Source organism: Flavobacterium cyclinae (assembly GCF_021172145.1).
Classification (GTDB): Bacteria; Bacteroidota; Bacteroidia; order Flavobacteriales; family Flavobacteriaceae; genus Flavobacterium; species Flavobacterium cyclinae.
The window spans coordinates 2072430-2096554 of the sequence record NZ_CP089095.1 but is presented as its reverse complement, the minus strand read 5'-3'; the positions used below and the strand labels follow the sequence as shown (position 1 = coordinate 2096554).

Here is a 24125-nt window from a genome sequence, read left to right as displayed (position 1 = left end):
TTAGGACAACTCATAAGGTTTCAATTACATTCCACCCATTTGTTTTTGGAATTCTTCCATAGTAACTTTTGTGAAGCCTTCACCAACAGTAAATGCATCTACAGGAACATCTTTCGAAAATTTAATAGCTTTCATTACCATATCACCTTGAGCAGTTTGAACTGTCATTTCTAACGGATAACCTGTAAGTTTAATTTTAGCATCTGGTTTTTGAACTTGAGGTGCAATAGCTTCTGTAATATAGAATACACTTGTAGATCCATCGTTCATAGTAACCGTTGCTTTGTAACATTTAAAGCCAACAATTTCTTTTGTGTCTTTTTTATCATATACAATGTCTTTAGCATTTTCTAAATTACCTAATCCATTGTTGTTTTTTGTTGCTTCTGCTCCAGCATCTGTAATTTCATATTTCATTCCCATTACTTCAACAGTCATTTTAGAATCTTTTTCATTTCCAACAGGAACGATGGTTTTCATTAACATCATGCCACCCATCATGTTCATATCAGTAGCTTGAATTTTTTCATTAAAATTAACGGTAATTGTACTTTCTCCCATTGCAGCCATTTCTTCACTTGCACCAGGCATAGTCATACTATACGTTACTGAACCATTTTTTAACGCAGTTTGCGCATTCATTGAAACATTCACAAATAATAATAAGGTGAATGCAATTTTTGTAAGTTTCTTCATTTGTAAGGATTTAATGGAGTAAAAATAAGCAAATATTTATCTAAAATAAAAATATATAATGATGTTTGTTACAGTTTTTAATATGTAACAAAAAAAAGTCGGGCTTTGCCCGACTTTTAAATTAATTTTTCTTTATAAAACTTTCGGAATATTTCTCTCCGTTAGTGGTTTCAATCATTAGAATATAATATCCTTCTGTTAAATCAGAAACAGAAAAACTAGAGTTGGTTAATTCAACATTTTTTACAACTTTTCCTAAAGTTGATATAATAGAAATGTTTTTAACTGAAAGTGTTTCTATGTTTGATAAAGTTATGATATCTGATGTTGGGTTAGGATAAATGATGATTTTTGAATTTTCATTATTAACTAAGCTTAAAGGACTAGATCCTTCAATTACAGATAACGCTTCATTGATATTTGGATTGTTAATAACGTCAACAATTCCAGAAGGCCAAATAATTACAATTTGCGTAATTTCAGTTGCAGTTCCAATTCCAAAGTGAGCGTTTAAAGTGCTCATATGTCTAAATCCTTCACCGCTTCTAATATCTCTAATTTGTTTTCCCCAAGCACCATAAATTTCAACTCTTGCTCCAATTCCATTACGGTTACTTTGAATACCTTGAAGATTTACTTTAATCCAATTATTTCCGTTTGGTACCGCATATCGAATTGTTGTGCCGTTTTGAAAATCTAAGAATCCATCATTATTTAAATCACCCACTGCAGAAACGGTTAATCCAGTATAAGTTACAGGGGCAAAAACATTATTCCCTTGATTAAACATAATTTTATTTCCTCCGCCAAGTACATCAACTTTACCATCATTATCAAAATCATAGGCAATGTTGTCAATATTTGTTGAACTATTTGTATCCCACCCAGAGCCAGTTGTGATATTCAAATAGGCTTCTTCAACACTATTAGTAGTATTTAATTCATTTCTAAAAAACTTGTGGGTTCCAGCACTTGCCGTGATAATAATATCCATATCACCGTCATTATCAAAATCTGCAATTGCAGATGACCAAGTTTGGATAGGAGTAATGTTAATGCCAGCTATAGCCGAAATATTAGTATATACACCATTACCATCATTACGATATAATTCACAAGGAGGTCCAGAACATTTTGATACAAAAACATCTGAATCACCATCGTTATCAAAATCTGTAAATAATGTTGCGTAATTCCCTGTTGATGTTGCAATACTCATTGCGCCAGGAGTTACTGTGGATTGATAAAAAGTTAAACCTCCAGCACCATCATTCAAATAATAACAACTTGGTGCAATATCATGACAAACAAAAATATCTAAATTACCATCATTATTTAAATCAGAAAAATTGGTTCTTTGAGAAAAGATGTACTGTCCAGGTGTATTTGTTGAATACTCCGTACCATTGTTTGAAGATGTTAAAATAGTGGCACCACTACCATTACCTAGTACAATATCATTATATCCATCTCTATTATAATCTCCAGCTGCTAAACTCCAATTTGGTAATAAAACCGTTCCTGTTAAAGGAATATCTTTAATAACGAAATTTCCTGGAGTGCTTGATTGTGTATGAATTCTCATATTAGTGGCACTAATTCCAACAATATCGTCTTTAAAATCTCCATTCATATCTACAACACAAATGTTGTATTGACTATTAATGGTTGAAATTGTTTGAGTAGTATATGAAATAGGTGTAGATGGAATTACAATCGTACTTTCGGTTAGTTGAAAACTAAATCCTGTATTGTTTGTTGTATTTAACCATCTGTTATCCCATACAATGTAATAAGTTGTTCCAGCAGTAGCATTAAAAGTTACTACAGATGAATATCCAGAACCTGTGTCATCATCTCCAGCAACACATGTTAACGCGCTACAGTTTCCAGAATATACGTGAACGCGTGTATCTTTTCTAGGATTATTCAAAGCAATATCAGAAGTTAGTGTCACGGAATAATTTTGCGTAGGTGTATAACTATACCATTCTCCTGCAGGAACATTTGCAGTTGGAATAGCTCCATTTGGAGCACAAAAGGTAGTTGGTGGAGTACCATTAATCACCCCAACAGCGTATGTTCCAGGTCCTGAAAGTGGTAACGCGCCACTACAAGTATCTTGCGCCTGAATAGTAAACGTAAGTAGGGATGTTAAAAATAAGTAAAGTGTAGTTTTTTTCATAGTTGTATTGTTAGTTACAAGGAGTTGTTATTGAATTTATCCATTCTTCAACAAGAAGTACACCTTCGTCATGAATTAAAGTTCTTCCATGAAGTGGCATTCTTATACTTTCATCTACAGTATTCATTCTGTAATAAAGCATTGAACGTCCTGTGTTTCCAGGTGTTACAAGTCTTGATAATGCAGGAGGAAAACTCTGCATGTCTTGAGTGTCAACACAAACCCCCATATTGGTTTGGTTGTTATAGGTTTCAGAAAATGCAAATCGCATTGGTCGATAATCGCAATGACCATGTTCTTTATGACAATGAGCGCAATTTATATCAAAATAAGATCTCATTCTTGTTTCAAGTGGTTTGCTCGTATCGTTATAATCTACAACGGTATTTATTTCGGTTGGTAATGAGAAATTATTTTCAAGCATCCCAAGTTCAATCCATTTTGTTAATTGGTTTTTAGTTTCGTTACCGTAATTATAAGCTTTGTTCAAATTTTGAGGTTTAATTCCTATAGGTACATTTATTTGAACATAATTACCATTTTCATAGGTTTTTGTTTTATGACAAACGATACATTGAACTTCATTTGGAATACGATATTCCACTGTTCTACTGGCACCATTATCATCAATCCAATCAATATTTTTAGTGCTTCCGTTTAGGTCAAGATCGGCTTCTGTTTGATCTTCATTCCAAACATAATCTGCAAAAATCCAACCATCGGATTTTCTTATCATGATTCTAGTTTCAATAATTTTTCTAACATTGGATGGCTGAACGTTATCATAATAAAAATTCTTTATGATAGCTGCTCCAACAGGTAATTCTAAAATTTGGTCATCACCGTTATAGGTAGCTTTTGTTCCATTTGGGAACCAAACAAATCTTTTTTTATGAGCATAATCTGTAAATAAAGATGAAATTGGTTCGTACGGGATTACATTTAAAGCAGGATTAAGATTTTTTAAATCGCCTTCAAAAAATTTGTAATCAGAAAGTTTAGGATAAGGTACCTGAGTTAAATCTACAGTTACCGGTGAAATAGGAGTGTATTCGTCATCACTATCGCTGGAACAAGAAAAAATGACCCCAAAAACAATTGCAATAAGGAAGAGAGTTAAGTATTTTTTTATCATATTTGTATATATATTTAAACAAATATAATATTTTTTCAAAATAAACGTAATTTAATTGTTAATTTTCACAATTACGTTGTAATTTTTTAAATTATGTAGTGCCGATTCACTAGTGTGGTCGAACTTTTCTTCTTGATCTTTTAAATTCTTCTTCTGATTTATTCGTCTTATGGCATCATAAAATCGTCTTACTTCCTCTAGATTGGATAAAATTAACTTTGGAACTTCAACATTTTGTCCGTTTTCATCTTTTGCAACCATTGTAAAATAACTCGAATTACAATGCTTTTTTACACCCGTTTGAATGTGTTCTGATGTTACTCGAATCCCCACCACCATCGAAGTTTTTCCAACGTAGTTTACGGATGCTTTTAAGGTTACCAATTCACCCACGTCTACAGGATTTAAAAAATCAACCGTATCCACAGAAGCGGTTACACAATAGCAACCAGAATACTTAGAAGCACAGGCAAAAGCGATTTGATCCATCAATTTTAATAAATAACCACCATGAATCTTACCACTAAAATTAGAATGGGAAGGTAACATCAATTCACTCAAGGTTATTTTTGAAGCTTCAACAGTATTGGCTATAGTCATAATTATTCGATTTCTTCAGTTGGTTCAGTATCCGCATTAGCTCTTTTTAACACGGCTTCTGGAAGTGCTTTTTTGGCTTTTGCACCCATTTTTTTCAATTTTTCAACGCTAGTAATTAAGTTTCCTTTTCCGTCAATTAACTTATTCATAGCGTTTCCATATTCGGCTTTGGCTTCATCCATTTTCTTTCCAATTTTAATCAAATCGGAAACGAAACCTTCAAATTTATCATATAAAGCTCCAGCCTGACGTGCTATTTCAATCGCATTTTCTTGTTGTTTTTGATTCGTCCACATGCTGTCAATTGTACGTAAAGTAGCCAAAAGAGTAGAAGGTGTTACAATCACAATGTTTTTCTCGAAAGCTTTGTTGTACAAGCTAGTATCTTGATTTAATGCTACTGCAAAAGCGGATTCAATAGGAATAAAGAGCAACACAAAATCTGGACTTTCCATTTGGTACAAATCGTGATAGTTTTTACTACTCAATTGCTCCACATGTCGATTAATTGAAACGATATGCTCTTTTAAATGTTGATTTTTTACTTCCGAATCTTCTTCGTTGATGTAACGTTCGTAAGCGGTTAATGTTACTTTTGAATCGATAATCATTTTCTTGCCATCAGGAAGATTGATAATCACATCGGGAAATACTCGATTACCGTCTTCTGTAACGTGACTTTGTTGCACGAAATATTCTCTGTCTTTCTCTAATCCCGATTTTTCTAACACGCGTTCTAACACCAATTCACCCCAATTTCCTTGCATTTTGCTATCGCCTTTTAACGCTTTGGTTAAATTGATGGTTTCCTTACTCATTTGTTCGTTCATTTCGCGAAGTCCCAAAATTTGTTGGCGTAACGCGGCATGATAATCAATGCTTTCTTTATGCGTATCTTCGACTTTCTTTTCGAAAAGTTGGATTTTGTCTTGTAAAGGCGACAAAATATTTTTCAAATTCTCCTTATTTTGCTCGGTGAATTTTACGGTTTTCTCTTCCAGAATTTTATTAGCTAGATTCTCAAATTCTTTAGTAAATTTCTCTTGAAGTTGCTCTACTTCTTGCTTTTGTTCTTTATTGCGTTCCAATAAATTATCGAAATCATTTTCTTTTTTAGCCAAATGAATGGCTAACGATTCCTTTTCTTTTTGCAGGGTTTCTTTTTCGGAATTGAGTTGATTTATCTGAGATTTCAATTGCTCAATTTGAGAAATTAATCCAATATTTTTTTCTGAAAGCGTAGCTTTTTCAGAATTAGAACTTGCAGAAAATATTATTTTTCCAATAAAAATCCCAATGATTAGTGCTATTATAAATGCAATTATGATGTAAATGCTTTCGTTCATGATTTAATATTTTAATATGTAAATTTATGATTACTTTTTTACATTAGAAAAATTATATTTTCTTAATGTTGATTGAAGAATTTTCCAATGTCTTCTTATTTGTTTTTTTATTTCTGGAGCATTCATTTCTTCTGAAGCTGTATAAATATATTTTATATAGTTTCCTCTATATTTTCGTTGGAAGGGTTTGACAACTAACTTTCCATTAATATAACCACTTCTTTTAGAATCTAATAATCTTGATTTAGTTCCTTTGAAACTATATAATCTATATATTTTTCTTTTAAATATTGGTGATTCATCAAGAAGTTTGTTTTCGTTTATTTTTTCAACTCTTTTCGATTTTCTTCTTATAGTATCTTTTAAATCTCTGTAAAATCCTGCTAAGTTTTTTGATTTAACCAATGTTTTGTAACCATAAAATTCAAAACCAAGATAGTTTAAAGGTATATCTTTAATCAATTCTTTGCCATTAATTTTGAATGATTGTAGTTTGCTATTATCAGTTTTAAATAGAGTTTTTTCTGTCTTTTCTTTAGAAATTACTAATTCGATTTCTTTTATTTGATTAATGACAAATTCTTCCACAAATTCAACTTCATTTTCTTTACAAATTACAATTATATCGTCAGAATATCTTCTATAAAATATATAATGTTTTATGGTTAATTCATTTATTATTGATTCATCAAATGGCAACATGTAAATATTCGCTAAGAGAGCACTAATTGGTAGTCCTTGCGGAATTCCAATTATCTTTCCATTTTTATGTTTTTGGTTTTTATGGATTATTATATCAGAATCAATTAATTCTTTTACATAATTAAAAAAAGTATGTTTCCCTTCTTTTTTTAGCTGTGCTAATTTTTTTTCATCAAAATGATTATTCTTCGTTTTTAAATCATTTAGTTTAACATAAGTAAATTTCGTTGCTGCTTTAAAAATATTGTAATGATCTTTTGGTAATGCTTTGCAACCTAAAATTTTAGCCCAAATTAGTTTTAATTTTTTATGATTAAGCGTAGGAAAAAAGTTTTCAATATCAAAAGCTAATACAACACAGTTTTCTCTTTTTTTTATTTCATCAAAAATATCTTTAGCAAAATGAACATTGTTTTTAAATTTTATTTTATCATCAGTTAAAATCTGTCTGTATGCTGAAATTGAATTTGAGAGTTCAATGTTTTTATTTAAGTACGCTTCATATTTTGGAGAAATTACTTTTTGAGTATAATAGGAATAAATATGAGCGTCAATATGTGAAGCATAAAGAATTTCTCTGATTTTAGAGTTAGAAACAACATTCCCTTTTTTGTCTAATTTTTTATGAGAATGTCTTTTTATTCCATTAAAATCTGAAAGCTTATATCTCCTTTGTTTGATTTCTTTGAAGATTAAAGGTAAGAATGAATGTTGAGCTACTTTTTTTGGATTAGAAACGTAACTCTCGATATCTTTTTTAATAGATAATGGAGTTTTATTAGAAAAATGAGGATAACCTCTGTCTTTAAACCAATCCTTTGTTTTTATCATAATTTAAATAAAAGTAAGAGAAGTTCTCGCACGGAATTTTGAACGAAATAAAACGTAACATTTCAATGAAATTGAACCATTAGCCGAGTTCTCGACTCCCGTTGTCTTTGTACGTATATTTGCAAATTAACTTATTACAAATGATTGAAATAATAAACACAGCTTTAACTATGATTGAAACTATCTCTCAACTATGGGGAATTATCCCGACAGAAATCAAATATATAGAAATATTAATTGCGTTTCTTTCGATTTCCAAATTTCTAACGTTAGATGTTTGGAAATTAGAAAGAAATTACCTTGTTCTTAATCAACATATTTATTATCCCAAAATTGGTCTTGATTAAGTGATTTATTTATTGCTAAATAAATACAATAGTTCAACAAATGTTTTATTTCAATAACTAAAGAACTTCCTTACTTTGTGTAAATGTAATATTTTTTCTACTTTTATAAAAACAAAAAATTATGAATGAAAATTTTAACTTAGGAGATTTAGTTACATTTAAAACACATCCTTTACTTTTTGATTTATATATAAAAGGAGATGGAAAATATGTTCCTCCAATAATGATAGTAAAAGAAATCCTTTTTGAGAACAAGGATAAAAAAGAGTTTGACGATGTTTCAGGAAATAGGATTGCTGAAAAAGTAAAATATATTTGTGTACATTTTGATGACAATAAAAGTGAATTTATTGAATCACATCTTTATCATTCTCAACTAGAAAGTATTAAGAGTTTGAATATAGCTAAAGTTGATGAAAAAAAACAAGCAGAAGGTTATATTGCATTAATTGATGAAGTTTTAAATTATCCAAAATTTAAATATGAATTCGGAAAGATTGTTTATTTCAAGACTAAAAAGGTAGAAGCTTTCAAAAAAAGGGAATCGTCTAAAATTGAAGTTGACAGTAATGGAAAAGAAGAAAAAAAGATTACAAGGCAATATGTTGTAAATTATATAACTCCTGATTTTGTTATTTGTGGTTGTAAAAATGAGACATATAATGATTTGTATTATAATAATGGTAAACCTAAAAGAAAAGCATCTACAAATTTTATAAAGGTCAAATGGTTCAATTCTTTTCAACAAAAATTCAGTGAGCAATATTTGCCTATTGAGTTTTTCATAGATTACAATCCTTTTAAATCAAAGGGAGTTATTGCGGTTGAAGAGAAATAAAACTCATACATGTACATACTAAAAACTCTTCGAAATTTTATTAAAAGCAAGTTTGTCGATGTAATATTTCGTTCATCGAATTCGAATGATAATTATATGTTAAACAATTAAAAACCATTTATTTGCGTTGAAATTTTTTATACTTTTACTATGTGATTTTGATTAGTTATTGAATATATCGTTAGTTACATATCTAAAAAGAGATTCAGTCGTTTATTCTTCTCAAGTTATAGCAGATCAGAAAAACGTAATAAATCAAAATCGACACAGGGAGGTCTTAAATAAGGCCTCCTTATTTTTTTATCACTCCAACAAGTTTTTAGTATCTTCGCCACACCAAAACGGAATTTCTAAATGCATCATCACTTTCTTATTCATAAGCCTTACGGATATTTATCGCAGTTTATTTACCAATTAAAACGCAAGAAAAAATTGTTGGGCGAATTATACGATTTTCCCGAAAATACTATGGCAATTGGTCGTTTAGATGAAGATTCTGAAGGTTTACTTTTGTTGACTACCGATGGCATGATGAGCGAAATTGTCCGAAGCAAAAAAGTAGAAAAAGAATATTACGCTCAAGTGGATGGAATCATTACCGAAGAAGCTGTAGAACAATTAAGAAACGGAGTTGAAATCGGTTTACATGGTAAAAAATACAAAACCAAAAAGTGTAAAGCTTTCAAATTAGAATCTATTCCTAATATAGGCGAACGCGGCAAAAAGATTCGAGATGAACGTCACGGCCCAACGTCTTGGGTTTCGATAACTTTAACCGAAGGTAAGTTTCGTCAAGTGCGAAAAATGACATCTGCGGTTGGTTTTCCCACCTTGCGATTGGTTCGTGTGCGTGTAGGAAATATTCATTTGAATGATTTAAAAGCAGGTGAAGTTATTGAAGTGAGTGGTTTTGATGTATAAAAAAAAACAGCTATTTCAGGTGAAATAACTATTTTCTGTTTTTTTGGATTAATAAAAGATTAAAAAATCAGATTCCTTTTTTTGAGTTTGTTTTTTTAATTTTAATTAAGCTTGGAATAATTGAAATTAACAAACTACTGCCTAAAATTATCCCATAGTTAATATCATTCGAATTTAATTTTCTAATTCCATCAATACAAGCTGTACATTCAATAACTTTTAAGTTTGCATCAACAGCAGATATTAGAATAATTGAAATAAAAAATAGTAATAAACTTCGGAGTATGTTTATAAAAATTTGAAAATTATTTTTATTTGAATTTTCAATTGATAATGTTACTAAACTTAATCCCAAAATTGGTAAAAAAATAACATTTGGAATAAAATAAATGTTCTTTCCAATGAATTGAATTTTATCAGAGGTTGATATTTGAAAAACATCTTGAATGAAACCACGAAAAAAAGATTCAGTAAGAAAAGCTATTCCTACTCCAACAAGAAATATTATGATTCTTAAAATTATTTTTTTCAATTGCTGATTATTAAGATGTTAAAAAGTTTCCATAAAAAACGTTTTCATCGCTTCCCAACTTCTTTTATCGGCTAATTCGTTGTATGCAGCTCCTTTGCTGTTATCGTTTCCGGCATCTTTGTGTGTAAAGGCATGAACTGAATTTGCATAATAAATCATTTGCCAATCGGCTTTCGTTTCGCGCATTTCGTTTTGGAAAGCTTCAATTTCATTTGCAGGAACAAAAGGATCATCCGCACCATGTAATACTAAAACTTTCGATTTAATTTCATTAGTTGGGCTATTTGCAGCTTTTCCTAAACCGCCATGAAAAGAAACCACACCTTTTACATTTAAATTACCACGAGCCGCTTCGATAGCACCTGTTCCACCAAAACAATAACCAATAACCGCAATCTGATTTTTATCAGCACCCGCTTTTACTAATTGGTCAATTGCCAATTGAATTCTTTTCTGATATTCCGCAGGATTGTTTTTGTAGAAACCTGCATTTTTTCCAGCTTCACCTGTATTTTTTGGATTGTTTCCAACTCCGTAAATATCTGCTACAAAAGCATGATAACCTAATTTAGCCAACGATTCTGCAGATTCTTTTGCGTGGGCATCAACGCCCATCCAAGCAGGAAGAACTATAACACCTGCTTTTTTAGGATTAGCTTTTTGTGCTTTAGCAAAAAATCCTTCTAATTTTTGATTACCATCGGCGTAATCTACTTTTACTAATTGTCCAAAGCTATTCATTGTTGCTAAGAGTAAGGTAATGTATAGATACTTCATAACTTTTTTTTAGTAAAATTATGAAAATCGATAACAGAAATAGTTAAACAAAAGGTAAAATTGGGATAAATTATTTGATTTTGAACTTGCCAATGGAAGCATCAAAAGTCAAATGTTCGGTATCAAATAACGAATTAAAAATCCCAGTTTGAATTAAATTACAAGGTTGGTCTTGCACAATTTGGTTTGGAGTAAACACTATCATTTCATCAGTCATTTGAATTGCTAAATCGATGTCATGAGTAGAATAGAGGATGGTTTTGCCAGTTTCATGAGTTAATTTTTGCAATAATTTCAATAAAGTTGCCTTGTGAACTAAATCTAAATGTGTCGTAGGTTCATCCAAAATGATAATCGAAGTATCTTGAGCCAAAGCGCGAGCAATCAAAGCTATCTGCAATTGACCATCGCTAATTTCATCATGTTTTTTGTGAACCAAATGTTGGATTTCGGTTAAGGCAATCGCTTCTTCAATTTTGATTGTATCTTCTTCGGATAATGTTCCTAACCAATTGGTGTAAGGCTGTCTTCCTAACGCGATGATTTCGTAAACGGTTAAGTTACTTGGTGGCAATTTTTCAGTTAAAACAATGCTTAATTCTTGCGCTAAATCAAGTGGTTTGTAACTTTGAAGTGATTTGTTTAGTAAAGTTACTTGGCCTTGTAAAGGTGGAATGATTCCTGTTAAAGTTTTTAGTAATGTTGATTTCCCAATTCCGTTTTCACCAATTAATGCGATTAATTTGCCTTTTTCTAAATCAAGATTAATGTTTTGAGCAATAGTAATCGTTTCCGATTTGGATTTATAGCCAATCGAAAGGTTTTGGGTTTGTATGGTGAAATTTAGGTGGTTCATTATGAATTACAAAAATAGGGTTTACCACATAGAAACATAGTTTTTTTTGAGTTTTGTTTAGAAACTAAAGTTTTTTAAATGTTTAAATAGGTTTTATCTTAATTTAAGTTTTAATCTAAAACCGTTTCTTTCTAACTAACAACCAAATCACCACAGGCGCTCCAATTACTGAGGTTATTGCATTTATAGGTAAGGTTATATCATTTCCAGGAACTTGAGCAATTGTATCGCAACAAAGCATCACAATGGCACCAAGTAAAAGCGTACTCCAAAACAACACAAAATGATTACTCGTTTGAAACAACAATTTCGCCATATGTGGAACTGCCAAACCAATAAACGCAATCGGACCTGCAAAAGCGGTGATGCTTCCTGCTAAAATACTGGTGGCGATAATAATTAAATAACGCGTTTTCTTGTAATTGATTCCGATGCTTTGGGCGTATTTTTCACCCAAAAGTAAAGCATTCAAAGGTTTAATTACCATAAAACTAATTCCGATTCCAATGATTACAAAAACAGATAAAAGCGAAATTTCATTCCAAGATAAATTCGAAATACTTCCCATTGACCAAAAAGTGAATTTCTGCAATTTTTCAGCCGAAGTAAAATAAGATAAAACCGAAACTATGGCACTAGTGAAACTTCCAAACATCAATCCGACAATTAGGATTGCCATGGTGTCTTTTAGTTTTTTCGATACCATTAAAACGGCCATAAAAACCAATAAACTTCCTAAACTCGAAGCTAAAATTAATCCGTAATTTGATAAAAAGAAAGATGAAATAAAAGTGGGTAAAAATCCTGTTCCTAAAATGATAAACGCTACACCCAAACTCGCACCCGAACTCAATCCCAAAACATAAGGTCCTGCCAATGGATTTCGAAATAAGGTTTGCATCAACAAGCCGCTCATCGAAAGTCCAATTCCAACTAAAATTGCGGTTATGGCTTTTGGAAAACGGAAATTCCACAGAATGATTTCCCAACTTTCCTTACTCATTTCTTGCGAGAAAAGTCCTTTAACGACTTCTTTCAAAGGAATAGAAACCGAACCTAAGCTAATATTTACCAAAAACAAAAACACCATTGCGACAAGCAAGAGGATGAAAAGAAGGTTTTGTTTTTTGGTTAATGGCATGCGTTGAATTTTTGGCTAAATTACGTTTTTTGGGTTTTTAAACACATAGTCACATAGAAAAAATGTAAAGTAAAGTTCTGTTGAAATCATTTCATTCTCACATAGCTTATGTTAACTATGTAAAGTGAAACGCCTAAAATTTACATAAAGCTAAACTATGTGACTATGTGTTTCAATTTGAAATCAGGTTTCAATTTTACTTCAGCTTCTCAAAAAAGAACAACTCATAATCTGGCAACACTTCAGGATGTAAAATCTTCACAATATCTTTTAAAACTAAATCAGGTCGATTTTGTGCTAATTCATAATAAATAACACCTCCTGTTTTGCCTTTTTTGGTACTAAAGGAATACACGTTTTTAGTTGCAACTGCTTTAAAGTGAATGTAATTTGGGTTGTTATTCAAAATTTGTTGAATCGATGTAAATTGCCCTGGACCAATCCAAAAATCAGCATCTTTTGCTTTGTCTAAAACGCTTTCAAACGATAAAGCTAAACTTCCCGTTCCTTTGGAATCTTTCCATAAATAATTTCCGTTGGCTTCTTTTAAGAAATAAGCTGCCCAACTATCGCCTTGTGGTAAAAACCATTGGTCTTCGTAGATAGCACCTGCAAAAATAGTGGGTTGGGTTTTGGCATTTTTCGCTAAATCTAATACGGAATTGTATTCTTTCTCAATTGAGTTGAAGATTTCAGTTGCTTTTTTGTCTAAATCATATAATGCACCAAAGAATTTAATCCATTCGGCTTTTCCTAATGGTGTTTTTTCAGTCCAATCGCCGTTGAAGATGATTTTCTGACCGTTTTTTTCTAAGTTTTTGTAGGTTTTCAAATCGCCATCCACACTAAATCCTACGATTACATCGGGTTGAATGTCTAAAATGACTTCGATATTTAATCCTTGATTGGAACCTAAATCTCTCACTTTTCCATCATCGATTAAAGCTCTTGTTTTTTCAGATGATATGTATTGTGTGGTTGGAAAACCAATTAAAGTATTTTCTACTCCTAAAGATTCCAAAGCAGGAATGTGCGTAGTTGAAGTAACGATTACTTTTTTAATAGGAACTTCAATAGAAGTAAATTGTTGTAAGCTATCTGGAATTTGAACTCCTTTTTTATGAAGTACATAGGTGTAATTGTCTTTAGCTTCAGGATATGCATTTGAAACTTTTACAATTGAAAAGCCTTCATATTTTACAATTGAAAATCCTTCCGAATGTTGAATATAGTTTTGAACTGAATTAGAAAGATTTGCTGAGTTTTCTGATTCTTTACATTGGATAAATCCTAAAAATAAAACAGCTAAAAAGATATAATGACGCATGAAAATGTTTTTTGCAAAAGTAGTTTTTTATTTTCTGCACGCAAAGACGCTAAGATGCAAAGGTTTTTTTCTATAACTTTGTGTAACAAATAAGACAGAAAGAAATTACCAAAACCACTAAATTTGCCATAAAAAACATGAGAACAGATTCCAACGCTTTCATATATGCCGTAGCAACAATCATTTTAGTACATTTTGTAATTGGGTTTATTTGGTTGTGGCGTAAGATGAATAAGAAAAAGTAGATTATAATTTGAAATTTATTGGAATTGAATAAGAGACTATTACAGTTTTTCCTCTTTGTAAACCTGGAGAAAATTGTGGTAATGTTCCAATGATTCGTTTAGCTTCTGATTCAAATAAAATTCTAAATTCATCATTTAATCTAGAACGTACTTTAATATTAGTAACATAGCCTAATTTATTAATTTCAAAAAGCGTAATTACACGATCTTGAGCCTTAAATTGTTTAGCGTGTTCAGGATATCTTAATTGTGTTTCTATATGCTTTTTCATTTGTTCTTGAAAACATTCTCTCTGATTTTCAAGTTCTACCATTTTACATTCTTTGAATAAAGGAATTTGTTCAACTACTTGAAAAGGAATCACTTCATCTTCATAATTGGGTTCTCCAACTATTGTTTCGTCGCTCATTACCACAATTGGAGTGTTTTCATAATCTATTATTTCAATTTTATCATCTTTCAATTTGAACTCAACTGTATATTGTGCTTGAACTTTTATCAATTTATCGTTGTGTTTGCCAGGAATAAACTTTGGAAGTAAATTAAGCACTCGAATGGCTTCATTTTCAAATGCTTTTTTAAATGATGTTGGCTTTCCTTTGGCTTCAGTTACCGTTACTTTCCCATTTTCATCAATTATAAAAGTGCAAAAAACTTTAGACTCTAGATTGACTTTTTTGGCTTCTTCAGGATATTTCAAATTTTTTTCAATGTGAGCATTGATTAAATTTACAACACAATCTCTTTGATTGTCTTTCTTCTCATTTTTGCAATTTTCAAAAATTGGAATTACGTCAACTTTGTTAAACGATAAAATTTCTTGATTTTCATTTGAATTCACTTGAGACAAACAATTCAAACTTAATAGAACAACAATGTAAAAATATTTTTTCATATTTTTTTTCAAATGTAAACAAAATTAAAATACCTTTGCACTCGAATTTTGGTTGTTGTTTCTGATTTTTTTCAAAACAACATTAAAAGGGAATCAAGTGATTGATGACTATTGATTAAGGATTTAAGATTTTTGAAGTTATTCTGAAATTTAAAATCATCAATCTAAAATCAAAAATCTTGAGCTGTACCCGCAACTGTAAGCTATCAAGCTTGTTATTTTCTACATTACCATTGTTCGCCACGGCGAATGAGAAGGTTGATAACAAGACGCAAGCCAGGAGACCTGCCACATTCATTGAGTAACAAACTTTCGGGAAAAAAAGTTTGAGTATGGGTAAATTCTGTGCTTTTCTCCCAGATTATTAATTATTGATTGAAGTGATTGGTTTAAACACATAGTCACATAGTTTGTAGTTTTTTTTAAAGGTTGTTTTAGAAAAATTATTTTTACACATAGCGCTTTGTTATCTATGTTAAATGAAATGCCTTTTTACTTTCTATTTCAGCTATGATTCTATGTGTTGAAAAATTAGTTCAGCATTTTTTTATTAACCCTAAAATGAACAAAAAGTTTATTGGCTTAAGTGTTTTCACACTAGCTACTGCTTTTGCGTATGCTCAAGAATCAGATACGCTAAAGGTAAACAACTTAAAAGAAGTTGTTATTTCGGATACAAAATTTGCGCAAAGCAAAGAAAAATCAGGTAAAATTATTGAAGTGATTACTGCACAAGACTTAGAAGCTAAAAAAGGTCAAAATTTGGCTAATGTTTTGAGTCAGGTTGCTGGAGTGGAAATCAATGGAAATCAATCGTTTAATGGAAAAAACTTAGGTTATTACATTCGTGGTGGTCGTAATCGTCAGGTTGCTATTTACATTGATGGTGTTCCGGTTTCTGATGCTTCAGGAATTAATATCGAATACGATTTGCGTTTGATTCCAGTAGAACAAATCGAGAAAATTGAAGTAATGAAAGGCGCTTCGAGCACGTTATACGGAACAGGAGCGGCAACAGGAGTAATCAATATTACTTTGAAAAAATCTGCTAAAAAGGAAATTTCAGGAAATGCGTACATCAATATGGGAACGCAAAATTCTTCCGAAACTTCAAAGACAAGTGCACAAGATTTTAATCAAGGATTATCGGTAAACGGGACCATCAATAAAGTTTCCTACATGACCACTTTAAACAGCACAGAAACGAAAGGAATGTCAGAAGCCGCTGGAGAAAATTTTGAAGAAGATACGTTTTCGAGAGTGAATGTGTTGCAAAGAATCGGATTCAAGGCAACTGATAAATTAAGTTTTGAGTTTTTCGGGAATTATGACCGAATCAAAAACACTTTCGACAATTCGTTTGATGGTATTATTGCGAATTCTGACGATTTGAATAACAATAGTTTTTCGGAACAATTTAGAATCGGATTCTTGCCAAAATACAAATATAATAAAGGAGAATTTGCCATTAATGCAGGAGCTTCAACTATTGATAGAGTGTTAAATATTTCAAATTCGTGGTCGGGAACGATTGATACTTATAACTATTCAGGAAGAAGTGCTTCGATTGATGCTTTCAATAAATACAATTTCAGCAAACAACTATATTTGGTTTTAGGTGCGCAATATCAATATTTCGATATGACACAAAAAGACGCTTATACCGATGTGGCAAGAGAAGGAGCGAAGTTCAATTTATTAGATCCGTATGCGGCATTGGTTTTTAATTCCGATTTTGGTTTGAATGTCAATGCTGGAGCTCGTTTCAATACCCATAGCGAATACGGAAATCAAGCAGTGTATAATTTTAATCCGAGTTATTCGTTTGAAAATTTACCATTGAAAGTATTAGCTTCCTACAGTACGGCTTTCATCACGCCAAGTTTGTACCAATTATATGGTCCTTACGGGAATTTAGACTTAACTCCAGAAGAAAATGCTACGGCAGAATTTGGTTTTGAATCGCAATTATTGGATAAAAAATTAACGATTAATGCGGTTGGTTTTTATAGAGAAGAAAGTAATACAATTGGATTTTTCTTTGATTCAACAACTTTTGAGTCTTATTACATAAACGTAGATGGCACATTTAATGCGAAAGGTGTTGAAGTTAGTGCTCGTTATGCCTTATCAGATAATTTGAATATTGGAGGAAATTATACATTTACTCAAGTAGAAGAGCAATTAAATCGTTTGATTCCAAAACACAAAGGAAATGTAGATTTGAGCTTTAAATTAAAAAGAGGAACATTCGGAATTAATTATCAATACGTTGACAAAAGAAATGATGCTTTCTATAATTCAAATATTTGGGCAACTGAAGGAGTTAATTTATCAGCTTATCAGTTAGTAAATTCCAATATTTCATATGAGGTTTTACCAAATCGTTTGCAAGTTTTTGGTTCAGTAACCAATATTTTTAATGAAGATTTTCAAGAAGTAATCGGTTATAATTCAAGAGGTAGAAACTTTAAACTAGGTTTGAACTTTATGTTTTAAAACTAAATAACAAATTGATTTTAAAAGGTTTTGGTATAATTTTATCAAAACCTTTTTTCATTTTGTAACAAAATTAAATTACATTCGTCTTCATTATAAACCAACCAATTAATATGAACCAAAACGAGTTTGTACAAATAATCACTCCTTTCAAGGATAAGTTATTTCGTTTAGCGAAACGAATGCTCGTTAGTACTGAGGAGGCAGAAGACGCTACCCAGGAAGTGTTGGTTAGGTTATGGAATAAAAACAGTTCTTTGGAACAATACAATAGTGTGGAAGCTTTAGCGATGACGATGACCAAGAATTATTGTTTGGATCAACTTAAAAGTAAAAGAGCTACAAATTTGCAAATTGTGCATAGCAATTATCAAGACAAGCAAGTAAGTGTTGAAACACAAATTGAACATCAAAATACGTTGCAATGGGCAGAAAAGCTTATAGGTGAATTACCAGAACAGCAACGAATGATATTGCAACTTAGAGAAATTGAAGAATATGAATTTTCAGAAATTGCTCAAGTATTAGAAATGAATGAAACAGCGGTTCGTGTAGCGTTGTCAAGAGCGCGAAAAACCTTAAGAGAACAAATTGAAAAAACACATAATTATGGAACTCAAGTTAGTTGAACAATTATTGGAAAAATACTTTCAAGGAGAAACTACAATAGCAGAAGAAAAACAATTAAAGGCCTATTTTTCTTCCAACGATGTGGCGCCACATTTGGCAAAATATCAACCGTTATTTGGTTACTTTGAAATACAAAAAGAAACGCAATTCAAGCAAAAACTTCCATTACAACCTAGAAAACAAAATACTGTAAAATGGATAGGTATCGCTGCAAGTTTTGCTGTCCTTTTTGGATTAGCTACTTTTTATTATCCTTCGTTTTCAAAACAAGATGATTTGGGAACTTATGATAATCCAGAAGAAGCATTTATTGCTACCCAAAAAGCCTTAAAAATGGTATCTGAACAAGTTAACATTGGCATGGAAAGTGTAGTATATTTAGAAGAATATGAAAAATCAAAAAAAACAATTTTTAAATAATAAGGAAATGAAAAATTTAGTAGTAGTTATAGCGTTTTTATTTGCATCAGTGGTTTCTTTTGCACAAGGATCTTTTGATAAATTTGAAGATAAAGATGGTGTTACATCTGTTGTAGTAAATAAAAAAATGTTTGAAATGATGAGCAAAGTAAAAGTTGATGCAAAAGATAAAGAAATGCAACAATATATGAATTTGCTTAAAAAATTAGAAAACTTAAAAGTTTTCACTACAAACAATGCAAAGATTGCAGCTGATATGAAAGCAACGGTAAATTCTTATTTGAAGTCTAATCCGTTAGAAGAATTGATGCGTGTTAATAGCGATGGTAAAAATGTAAAAATTTATGTGAAATCGGGCGCTAATCAAAATGTTGTAAAAGAGCTTTTAATGTTTATAGAAGGTGCTAATATGAAAGAAGCCAGTACAATTGTATTATCATTAACAGGAAACTTTAATTTAGATGAAATTTCGATGTTAACTGAAAAAATGAGTTTGCCTGGTGGAGATGATTTAAAAAAAGCTTCAAAGAAATAAGATATGAAACAATTCCTTTTACTCCTATTAAGCGTGTTTTTTGTGGTAAGTTGTAATAACAAACCAACATTGCAAAAGTACTTTGTAAAAAAAGCAGAATCTTCTCAATTTATTACATTAGACTTATCATCGGATGTTTTAAAAACAGATAAGGTTTCATTATCTAATACTGAAAAAGAAGCCTTACAATCTTTTGATAAAATGAATGTTTTAGCTTTTAAAAGTGATTCTATTAATACTGTAGGATATGAAAATGAGATCAAAGAAGTTAAATCAATATTAAAAGATGAAAGCTATCAACAATTAATGAAAATAGGTTCTGGAAACGATGGTGCAGCTGTATATTTTGTAGGTAATGATGATGAACACATTGATGAATTTGTGTTTTTAGCTGGCAAGAAAGAAAATGGTTTTGCGGTAGTACGTGTTTTAGGAAATGATATGAATCCTACTCATGTAATGAATATGTTACAATTACTTCAAAAATCAAAATTGGATATTGATCAATTGAAACCTTTAGAACAATTTATGAAACAATAAAAAAAATCCCGCTAAGCGGGATTTTTTAGTTTTTAAAGTATTTGAAAGGAACAATTAACATTCCAAAACATTCACCATGTTCTTTACCTATATGCTTATGATGCATCTTGTGTGCTCTTCTTACAGCTCTTGCATACCGATTGTTAGCATTTCTAAACAATTTAAATCGTTGGTGAATAAAAATATCGTGTACAAAAAAATAGGCAATTCCATAAGCTAAAATTCCAAGTCCTATGGCTAATCCATAAATAAAAATTTCATATTTCCATAAAAGAAAGCAACCAATACTTACTAATGCATAAAAAATAAAGAAAGCATCATTTCGTTCAAACCAAGAATCGTGATCTTTTTTGTGATGATCGGCATGTAAAACCCATAAAAATCCATGCATGATGTATTTATGACTAAACCATGCCATAAATTCCATAAAGCAAAAAGTGGTAAAAAAAACTAAGATATGTATCCACATAGCATTTTAAATTTCAATAATTAATTTTCAAATCTAACTTCAATTATTCTACAAAATATTTAATCTGTAATTCAAGTAGCATTTAGCTAATAATCCCACTTTTTCATAATCTGGAACACGAATTCTCGTATTTTTAATTTCAACAGACGGAGTCTTTTTTAATTTACTTAATAATTTCTTGTAATAAATGTAAGCAGTGTAAACACCAAATTTAGCTTCAATTGGAAGTTTTTGAATGCCTTCAAATCCGGCATCAAAATCAGCTTGAATCTCATTAATAATTTGCTGTTTTGAAGCTTCGTCTAGACGAGACAAATCAGTATTTGGAAAATATGTTCTACTCAAATCCTCAAAATCTGCTTTTAAATCGCGTAAGAAATTCACTTTTTGGAAAGCAGAACCTAATCGCATAGCGCTGTGCTTTAATTCTTCGTATTTTTCATCATTTCCATTTACAAAAACCTTTAAACACATTAATCCTACAACATCTGCCGAACCATAAATGTATTGATTGTATTCTTCAACTGTGGTATAAACTGATTTATGTAAATCCAACTTCATACTATGCATAAACGCATCAATTAAATCCATTGGAATGTTATATTTATTTACGGTATGTTGAAATGAGTTTAAAATAGGATTTAAACTTATTTTTTGAGATAGCGCAAGGCTTAATTCATTTTCAAATTGAGAAAACAAAGCTTCTTTATCGTAATCGTGAAAAGTATCAACAATTTCGTCAGCAAAACGTACAAATCCGTAGATGTTATAAATATCTTGACGGATGCTGGGTGCTAACATTTTAACAGCAGATGAAAATGACGTGCTATACGCTTTTGTAACTTTTACGCTACAATCAAATGAAACGTTATCAAAAATGGACTTCATACTATTGATACTTTTTTATTAAATCGGCAACTAATTTTCCTGAAATTAAAGACGGCGGTACTCCCGGTCCTGGTACTGTTAATTGTCCAGTAAAATACAAGTTTTGCACTTTTTTACTTTTCAATTTAGGTCTTAAAAAAGCAGTTTGCAATAAGGTATTTGCCATACCATACGCATTCCCTTTGTACGAATTATATTCTTTAACAAAATCATTTACACAAAATGATTCTTTAAAGATAATATTATTTTTTACACTTTGATTAGTTAATTTTTCTAATCGTGTTATTATTTTTTCAAAATATAATTCTCGTAACTCGTATGTATCTTCTAAACCTGGCGCTAACGGAATCAAAAATATACCCGCTTCTTTTCCTTCTGGAGCTGAATTTTCATCGGTTTTTGATGGAAAACTTGCGTAAAATAATGGTTCTTCAGGCCATTTTGGGTTGTCATAAATTGCTTCGGCATGAATATCGAAATCTACATCGAAAAATAAAGAGTGATGTTCTACATTTTCAATTTTCTTATCAAATCCTACATAAAATAGGAGTGAAGAAGGAGCAAATGTTTTGTTTTCCCAATATTTTTCTGAGTATTGACGGTATTTCTCATCTAATAAAGTTTCTGAGTGATGATAATCGGCACCGCTCAAGATTATATCTGCGGTAACAATTTTATTGTTTACTAATAACCCCGATGCTTTTCCATTAGTTACGTCAATTTTTTGAACATTAGCATTCGTTTCGATTTTTACACCCAATTCTTTAGCCAAAGATTCCATTGCTAAAATCACCGAATACATTCCATTCTTTGGATGCCAAGTTCCTAAGCCAAAGTCGGCAAAGTTCATAAAGTTGTAAAAAGAAGGTGTATCACTTGGTTTAGCTCCTAAAAATAGAACAGGAAATTCTAAAATTTGAACCAGTTTCATGTTTTTGAATCGTTTTCGAACATCTTTTTTAATGTTACTAAAAAATTGATTCACTTTTTTGGCTGTTTCTAAAGTAATCAACTCCAAAGGCGATTCTCCTGGACGATATACTAAATCCTTAATAGCAATATCATAATTGCTTTTAGCTTCTGCCATAAATTGTTCTAATTGCTTACCGCTTCCTTTTTCTATGGATTCAAAAGTTTTTACAATTTCTGGTAAATTGTCAGCAATGGTTACAAAATCTAAATGTCCAAAATAGACTTGATAAGCGGGAGAGAGTTTAATTAATTCGTAATAATCGGAAGGTTTTTTACCAAAATCGGCAAAGAAACGTTCAAACACATCAGGCATCCAATACCACGTTGGTCCAATATCGAAAGTAAATCCCTCTTTTTTAAGTTGACGAGCTCTTCCTCCTATGGTGCTGTTTTTTTCAAAAACTGTTACATCGTTACCTTGCTTTGCTAAATAGCATGAAGCTGCTAACGATGAAAATCCAGATCCGATAATGGCGATTTTTTTACTCACTATTTTAATATTTTTGTTTAACAAAGATAATAAAAAGTTAAACAAAAGCAAACTTTTTATAAGGTATTTGAAAGTTCTTCTATACTATTAAATATACGTACGTTCTTTTTGATGACTTTAGATGAAATAGACTGTGTCATTCTGCCTAATAATAGCAGTTCATGATTGGTTTTTTCAATTAACTTAGCTTGAATGTCAATCATATAATTGTCTATTTCATCCTGATTAGGCTCAACAGTTAGGTAACTAACAAAGGATATTTTTTCGTAGGAATTAATCAAATCTAATAAACTATCGGTTGGGATACTTTCTCCTAAGTAAATGGTTTGATATCCTTTTAGTAAGATTTCATAATTTAAATACATTAATCCTAGTTCGTGAACTTCATTTAAAGGCAAAAACAATACAAAAACTTTATCTGTTCTTGTAGGTTCTAATATCTGAACTTTTTCGGTATTAATTAAAAGTTTTTGTTTAATTAAATAACTAATAAAATGTTCGTGTGCTGGTGAAATGGTTTCAGTTTGCCAAAGAAATCCTATTTCTTGCATTAATGGGATAAAAACAGTATAAAATACTTCACGAAATGATTTCTCACTCAATAATTGATTGTAAGTATTGAAAAACAACGATTGATCGAAATTCATCATCGCCATCTTGAAAGTGCTAATAGCATGATTTTTTGCACTTTTTTCAGATATAATATCGTTGGCAAGTTGGTTTATTTGATCTTGTGTTAATGTTCCAATTTTAGAAATCTTGTATCCGTAATTATGGAGTAAAACGATATTTAATAATTTTTGTAAATTCTTAATATCATAAGATCGGATATTAGTATCAGAACGCATAGGTTCTAAAACATTATATCTTTTTTCCCAAATTCGAATGGTGTGAGCTTTAATTCCTGAAAGATTTTCTAAATCTTTAATACTGAAAACATTTTTGACGTTGTTCATTTCTCATTTCCTTTTGTTTAACAAAAATAATAAAAAAAGTAAACAAAAAAATAATTTCAACAAAAAATGTTTAATATTTAATAAAATATCTTAAACAAAACTAGTAAGGAAAGATTAAATTAGTGACCAAGGAGGGATTTGAACCCTCACGCCCTTACGAGCACCACCCCCTCAAGATGGCGAGTCTACCGTTTCTCCACTTGGCCATAAAAAACAAAGACGTTGCAATGCAACGTCTTTAAGATTTTCTGTGACCTGGCTGGGATTCGAACCCAGGACCCCATCATTAAAAGTGATGTGCTCTACCAGCTGAGCTACCAAGTCGGTGCGTTCAAGAAATAAGTTTTATATA

General features: G+C 31.0%; 23 protein-coding genes, 2 tRNA genes and 1 riboswitch. Of the genes, 7 read left to right on the top strand and 18 right to left on the bottom strand.

Annotated elements, in window-relative coordinates; all coding sequences use genetic code 11:
• Positions 1-24 precede the first annotated feature (24 nt).
• From LOS86_RS09810 to LOS86_RS09785, 6 genes are all read right to left on the bottom strand, one after another.
• Positions 25-696 (bottom strand): hypothetical protein, encoded by a 672-nt coding sequence (locus LOS86_RS09810; RefSeq protein ID WP_231841929.1) that lies wholly within the window; start codon positions 694-696, stop codon positions 25-27.
• 121 nt (positions 697-817) lie between these two features.
• Positions 818-2881: an FG-GAP-like repeat-containing protein gene (locus LOS86_RS09805; protein ID WP_231841928.1), complete on the bottom strand. Its 2064-nt coding sequence runs from the start codon at positions 2879-2881 to the stop codon at positions 818-820.
• 10 nt (positions 2882-2891) lie between these two features.
• Positions 2892-4016: a hypothetical protein gene (locus LOS86_RS09800; RefSeq protein WP_231841927.1), complete on the bottom strand. Its 1125-nt coding sequence runs from the start codon at positions 4014-4016 to the stop codon at positions 2892-2894.
• Between the two features lie 51 nt (positions 4017-4067).
• Positions 4068-4616 carry an acyl-CoA thioesterase gene (locus LOS86_RS09795; protein WP_231841926.1) on the bottom strand — a complete coding sequence of 183 codons (549 nt, stop codon included), beginning with the start codon at positions 4614-4616 and terminating at the stop codon, positions 4068-4070.
• Positions 4617-4618: 2 nt separating this feature from the next.
• A complete protein-coding gene (locus LOS86_RS09790; protein WP_231841925.1) occupies positions 4619-5962 on the bottom strand; it encodes a DNA recombination protein RmuC in 1344 nt (447 codons plus the stop codon).
• Positions 5963-5992: 30 nt separating this feature from the next.
• Positions 5993-7495 carry a reverse transcriptase domain-containing protein gene (locus LOS86_RS09785; protein ID WP_231841924.1) on the bottom strand — a complete coding sequence of 501 codons (1503 nt, stop codon included), beginning with the start codon at positions 7493-7495 and terminating at the stop codon, positions 5993-5995.
• A 468-nt stretch (positions 7496-7963) separates the two neighbouring features.
• Here LOS86_RS09785 and LOS86_RS09780 point away from each other — a divergent pair, with 468 nt between their 5' ends.
• Both LOS86_RS09780 and LOS86_RS09775 read left to right on the top strand, forming a co-directional pair.
• Positions 7964-8680, top strand: a complete 717-nt coding sequence (locus LOS86_RS09780; protein WP_231841923.1) for a hypothetical protein — start codon at positions 7964-7966, stop codon at positions 8678-8680.
• A 354-nt stretch (positions 8681-9034) separates the two neighbouring features.
• Entirely contained in the window at positions 9035-9601 is a 567-nt protein-coding gene (locus tag LOS86_RS09775) for a pseudouridine synthase (protein ID WP_231841922.1), read from the top strand.
• A gap of 67 nt (positions 9602-9668) precedes the next feature.
• On the opposite strand, the gene LOS86_RS09770 is transcribed toward LOS86_RS09775, so the two are convergent.
• The 6 genes from LOS86_RS09770 to LOS86_RS09745 form a co-directional block, all read right to left on the bottom strand.
• The gene (locus tag LOS86_RS09770; protein ID WP_231841921.1) at positions 9669-10133 is read right to left on the bottom strand and encodes a hypothetical protein; all 465 of its coding nucleotides are present in this window, start codon (positions 10131-10133) and stop codon (positions 9669-9671) included.
• An 18-nt stretch (positions 10134-10151) separates the two neighbouring features.
• The gene (locus LOS86_RS09765) at positions 10152-10910 is read right to left on the bottom strand and encodes a dienelactone hydrolase family protein (protein ID WP_231841920.1); all 759 of its coding nucleotides are present in this window, start codon (positions 10908-10910) and stop codon (positions 10152-10154) included.
• Positions 10911-10980: 70 nt separating this feature from the next.
• Positions 10981-11766: an ABC transporter ATP-binding protein gene (locus LOS86_RS09760; RefSeq protein ID WP_231841919.1), complete on the bottom strand. Its 786-nt coding sequence runs from the start codon at positions 11764-11766 to the stop codon at positions 10981-10983.
• A gap of 115 nt (positions 11767-11881) precedes the next feature.
• Positions 11882-12907: a FecCD family ABC transporter permease gene (locus LOS86_RS09755; protein WP_231841918.1), complete on the bottom strand. Its 1026-nt coding sequence runs from the start codon at positions 12905-12907 to the stop codon at positions 11882-11884.
• A gap of 196 nt (positions 12908-13103) precedes the next feature.
• Positions 13104-14234 (bottom strand): ABC transporter substrate-binding protein, encoded by a 1131-nt coding sequence (locus LOS86_RS09750; protein ID WP_231841917.1) that lies wholly within the window; start codon positions 14232-14234, stop codon positions 13104-13106.
• Between the two features lie 246 nt (positions 14235-14480).
• Positions 14481-15374, bottom strand: coding sequence for an energy transducer TonB (locus LOS86_RS09745; protein ID WP_231841916.1), 894 nt, complete (start codon positions 15372-15374; stop codon positions 14481-14483).
• 32 nt (positions 15375-15406) lie between these two features.
• A riboswitch (cobalamin riboswitch) is annotated at positions 15407-15681 on the top strand.
• A 254-nt stretch (positions 15682-15935) separates the two neighbouring features.
• On the opposite strand from LOS86_RS09745, the gene LOS86_RS09740 reads away from it, so the two are divergent.
• The 5 genes from LOS86_RS09740 to LOS86_RS09720 all read left to right on the top strand — a co-directional run bounded on the left by LOS86_RS09740 (position 15936) and on the right by LOS86_RS09720 (position 19998).
• The gene (locus tag LOS86_RS09740; RefSeq protein WP_231841915.1) at positions 15936-17873 is read left to right on the top strand and encodes a TonB-dependent receptor plug domain-containing protein; all 1938 of its coding nucleotides are present in this window, start codon (positions 15936-15938) and stop codon (positions 17871-17873) included.
• Between the two features lie 113 nt (positions 17874-17986).
• Positions 17987-18502: a GFO_1088 family ECF-type sigma factor gene (locus LOS86_RS09735; protein ID WP_231841914.1), complete on the top strand. Its 516-nt coding sequence runs from the start codon at positions 17987-17989 to the stop codon at positions 18500-18502.
• The gene (locus LOS86_RS09730) at positions 18483-18923 is read left to right on the top strand and encodes a PG0215 family putative anti-sigma factor (protein ID WP_231841913.1); all 441 of its coding nucleotides are present in this window, start codon (positions 18483-18485) and stop codon (positions 18921-18923) included. The genes LOS86_RS09735 and LOS86_RS09730 overlap by 20 nt, the downstream gene beginning before the upstream one ends.
• 7 nt (positions 18924-18930) lie before the next feature.
• Positions 18931-19458 carry a GFO_1090 family protein gene (locus LOS86_RS09725; RefSeq protein WP_231841912.1) on the top strand — a complete coding sequence of 176 codons (528 nt, stop codon included), beginning with the start codon at positions 18931-18933 and terminating at the stop codon, positions 19456-19458.
• Between the two features lie 3 nt (positions 19459-19461).
• Entirely contained in the window at positions 19462-19998 is a 537-nt protein-coding gene (locus LOS86_RS09720; RefSeq protein WP_231841911.1) for a GFO_1091 family lipoprotein, read from the top strand.
• A gap of 25 nt (positions 19999-20023) precedes the next feature.
• On the opposite strand, the gene LOS86_RS09715 is transcribed toward LOS86_RS09720, so the two are convergent.
• From LOS86_RS09715 to LOS86_RS09690, 6 genes are all read right to left on the bottom strand, one after another.
• Positions 20024-20467 (bottom strand): sterol desaturase family protein, encoded by a 444-nt coding sequence (locus LOS86_RS09715; RefSeq protein ID WP_231841910.1) that lies wholly within the window; start codon positions 20465-20467, stop codon positions 20024-20026.
• A gap of 48 nt (positions 20468-20515) precedes the next feature.
• On the bottom strand, positions 20516-21355 hold the full coding sequence (locus LOS86_RS09710) for a phytoene/squalene synthase family protein (RefSeq protein WP_231841909.1): 840 nt from the start codon (positions 21353-21355) through the stop codon (positions 20516-20518).
• 1 nt (position 21356) lies between these two features.
• Positions 21357-22817 carry a bifunctional phytoene desaturase/3,4-desaturase gene (gene crtID, locus LOS86_RS09705; RefSeq protein WP_231841908.1) on the bottom strand — a complete coding sequence of 487 codons (1461 nt, stop codon included), beginning with the start codon at positions 22815-22817 and terminating at the stop codon, positions 21357-21359.
• A gap of 56 nt (positions 22818-22873) precedes the next feature.
• A complete protein-coding gene (locus tag LOS86_RS09700; RefSeq protein ID WP_231841907.1) occupies positions 22874-23773 on the bottom strand; it encodes a MerR family transcriptional regulator in 900 nt (299 codons plus the stop codon).
• A gap of 123 nt (positions 23774-23896) precedes the next feature.
• Positions 23897-23979: transfer RNA gene (locus tag LOS86_RS09695), tRNA-Leu, on the bottom strand.
• A 45-nt stretch (positions 23980-24024) separates the two neighbouring features.
• A tRNA-Lys gene (locus LOS86_RS09690) sits at positions 24025-24097 on the bottom strand.
• Positions 24098-24125 lie beyond the last annotated feature (28 nt).

What these genes read in the sequence shown, in the direction of transcription:
- LOS86_RS09720 (WP_231841911.1), top strand. Translation starts at nt 19,462, where the DNA reads ATGAAACAATTCCTTTTACTCCTATTAAGCGTGTTTTTTGTGGTAAGT.
- LOS86_RS09805 (WP_231841928.1), bottom strand. Translation starts at nt 2,881, where the DNA reads ATGAAAAAAACTACACTTTACTTATTTTTAACATCCCTACTTACGTTT.
- LOS86_RS09795 (WP_231841926.1), bottom strand. Translation starts at nt 4,616, where the DNA reads ATGACTATAGCCAATACTGTTGAAGCTTCAAAAATAACCTTGAGTGAA.
- LOS86_RS09700 (WP_231841907.1), bottom strand. Translation starts at nt 23,773, where the DNA reads ATGAACAACGTCAAAAATGTTTTCAGTATTAAAGATTTAGAAAATCTT.
- LOS86_RS09710 (WP_231841909.1), bottom strand. Translation starts at nt 21,355, where the DNA reads ATGAAGTCCATTTTTGATAACGTTTCATTTGATTGTAGCGTAAAAGTT.
- LOS86_RS09760 (WP_231841919.1), bottom strand. Translation starts at nt 11,766, where the DNA reads ATGAACCACCTAAATTTCACCATACAAACCCAAAACCTTTCGATTGGC.
- LOS86_RS09790 (WP_231841925.1), bottom strand. Translation starts at nt 5,962, where the DNA reads ATGAACGAAAGCATTTACATCATAATTGCATTTATAATAGCACTAATC.
- LOS86_RS09750 (WP_231841917.1), bottom strand. Translation starts at nt 14,234, where the DNA reads ATGCGTCATTATATCTTTTTAGCTGTTTTATTTTTAGGATTTATCCAA.
- LOS86_RS09745 (WP_231841916.1), bottom strand. Translation starts at nt 15,374, where the DNA reads ATGAAAAAATATTTTTACATTGTTGTTCTATTAAGTTTGAATTGTTTG.
- LOS86_RS09725 (WP_231841912.1), top strand. Translation starts at nt 18,931, where the DNA reads ATGAAAAATTTAGTAGTAGTTATAGCGTTTTTATTTGCATCAGTGGTT.
- LOS86_RS09800 (WP_231841927.1), bottom strand. Translation starts at nt 4,016, where the DNA reads ATGATAAAAAAATACTTAACTCTCTTCCTTATTGCAATTGTTTTTGGG.
- LOS86_RS09755 (WP_231841918.1), bottom strand. Translation starts at nt 12,907, where the DNA reads ATGCCATTAACCAAAAAACAAAACCTTCTTTTCATCCTCTTGCTTGTC.
- LOS86_RS09715 (WP_231841910.1), bottom strand. Translation starts at nt 20,467, where the DNA reads ATGTGGATACATATCTTAGTTTTTTTTACCACTTTTTGCTTTATGGAA.
- LOS86_RS09730 (WP_231841913.1), top strand. Translation starts at nt 18,483, where the DNA reads ATGGAACTCAAGTTAGTTGAACAATTATTGGAAAAATACTTTCAAGGA.
- LOS86_RS09810 (WP_231841929.1), bottom strand. Translation starts at nt 696, where the DNA reads ATGAAGAAACTTACAAAAATTGCATTCACCTTATTATTATTTGTGAAT.
- LOS86_RS09740 (WP_231841915.1), top strand. Translation starts at nt 15,936, where the DNA reads ATGAACAAAAAGTTTATTGGCTTAAGTGTTTTCACACTAGCTACTGCT.
- LOS86_RS09780 (WP_231841923.1), top strand. Translation starts at nt 7,964, where the DNA reads ATGAATGAAAATTTTAACTTAGGAGATTTAGTTACATTTAAAACACAT.
- LOS86_RS09765 (WP_231841920.1), bottom strand. Translation starts at nt 10,910, where the DNA reads ATGAAGTATCTATACATTACCTTACTCTTAGCAACAATGAATAGCTTT.
- LOS86_RS09735 (WP_231841914.1), top strand. Translation starts at nt 17,987, where the DNA reads ATGAACCAAAACGAGTTTGTACAAATAATCACTCCTTTCAAGGATAAG.
- LOS86_RS09775 (WP_231841922.1), top strand. Translation starts at nt 9,035, where the DNA reads ATGCATCATCACTTTCTTATTCATAAGCCTTACGGATATTTATCGCAG.
- LOS86_RS09785 (WP_231841924.1), bottom strand. Translation starts at nt 7,495, where the DNA reads ATGATAAAAACAAAGGATTGGTTTAAAGACAGAGGTTATCCTCATTTT.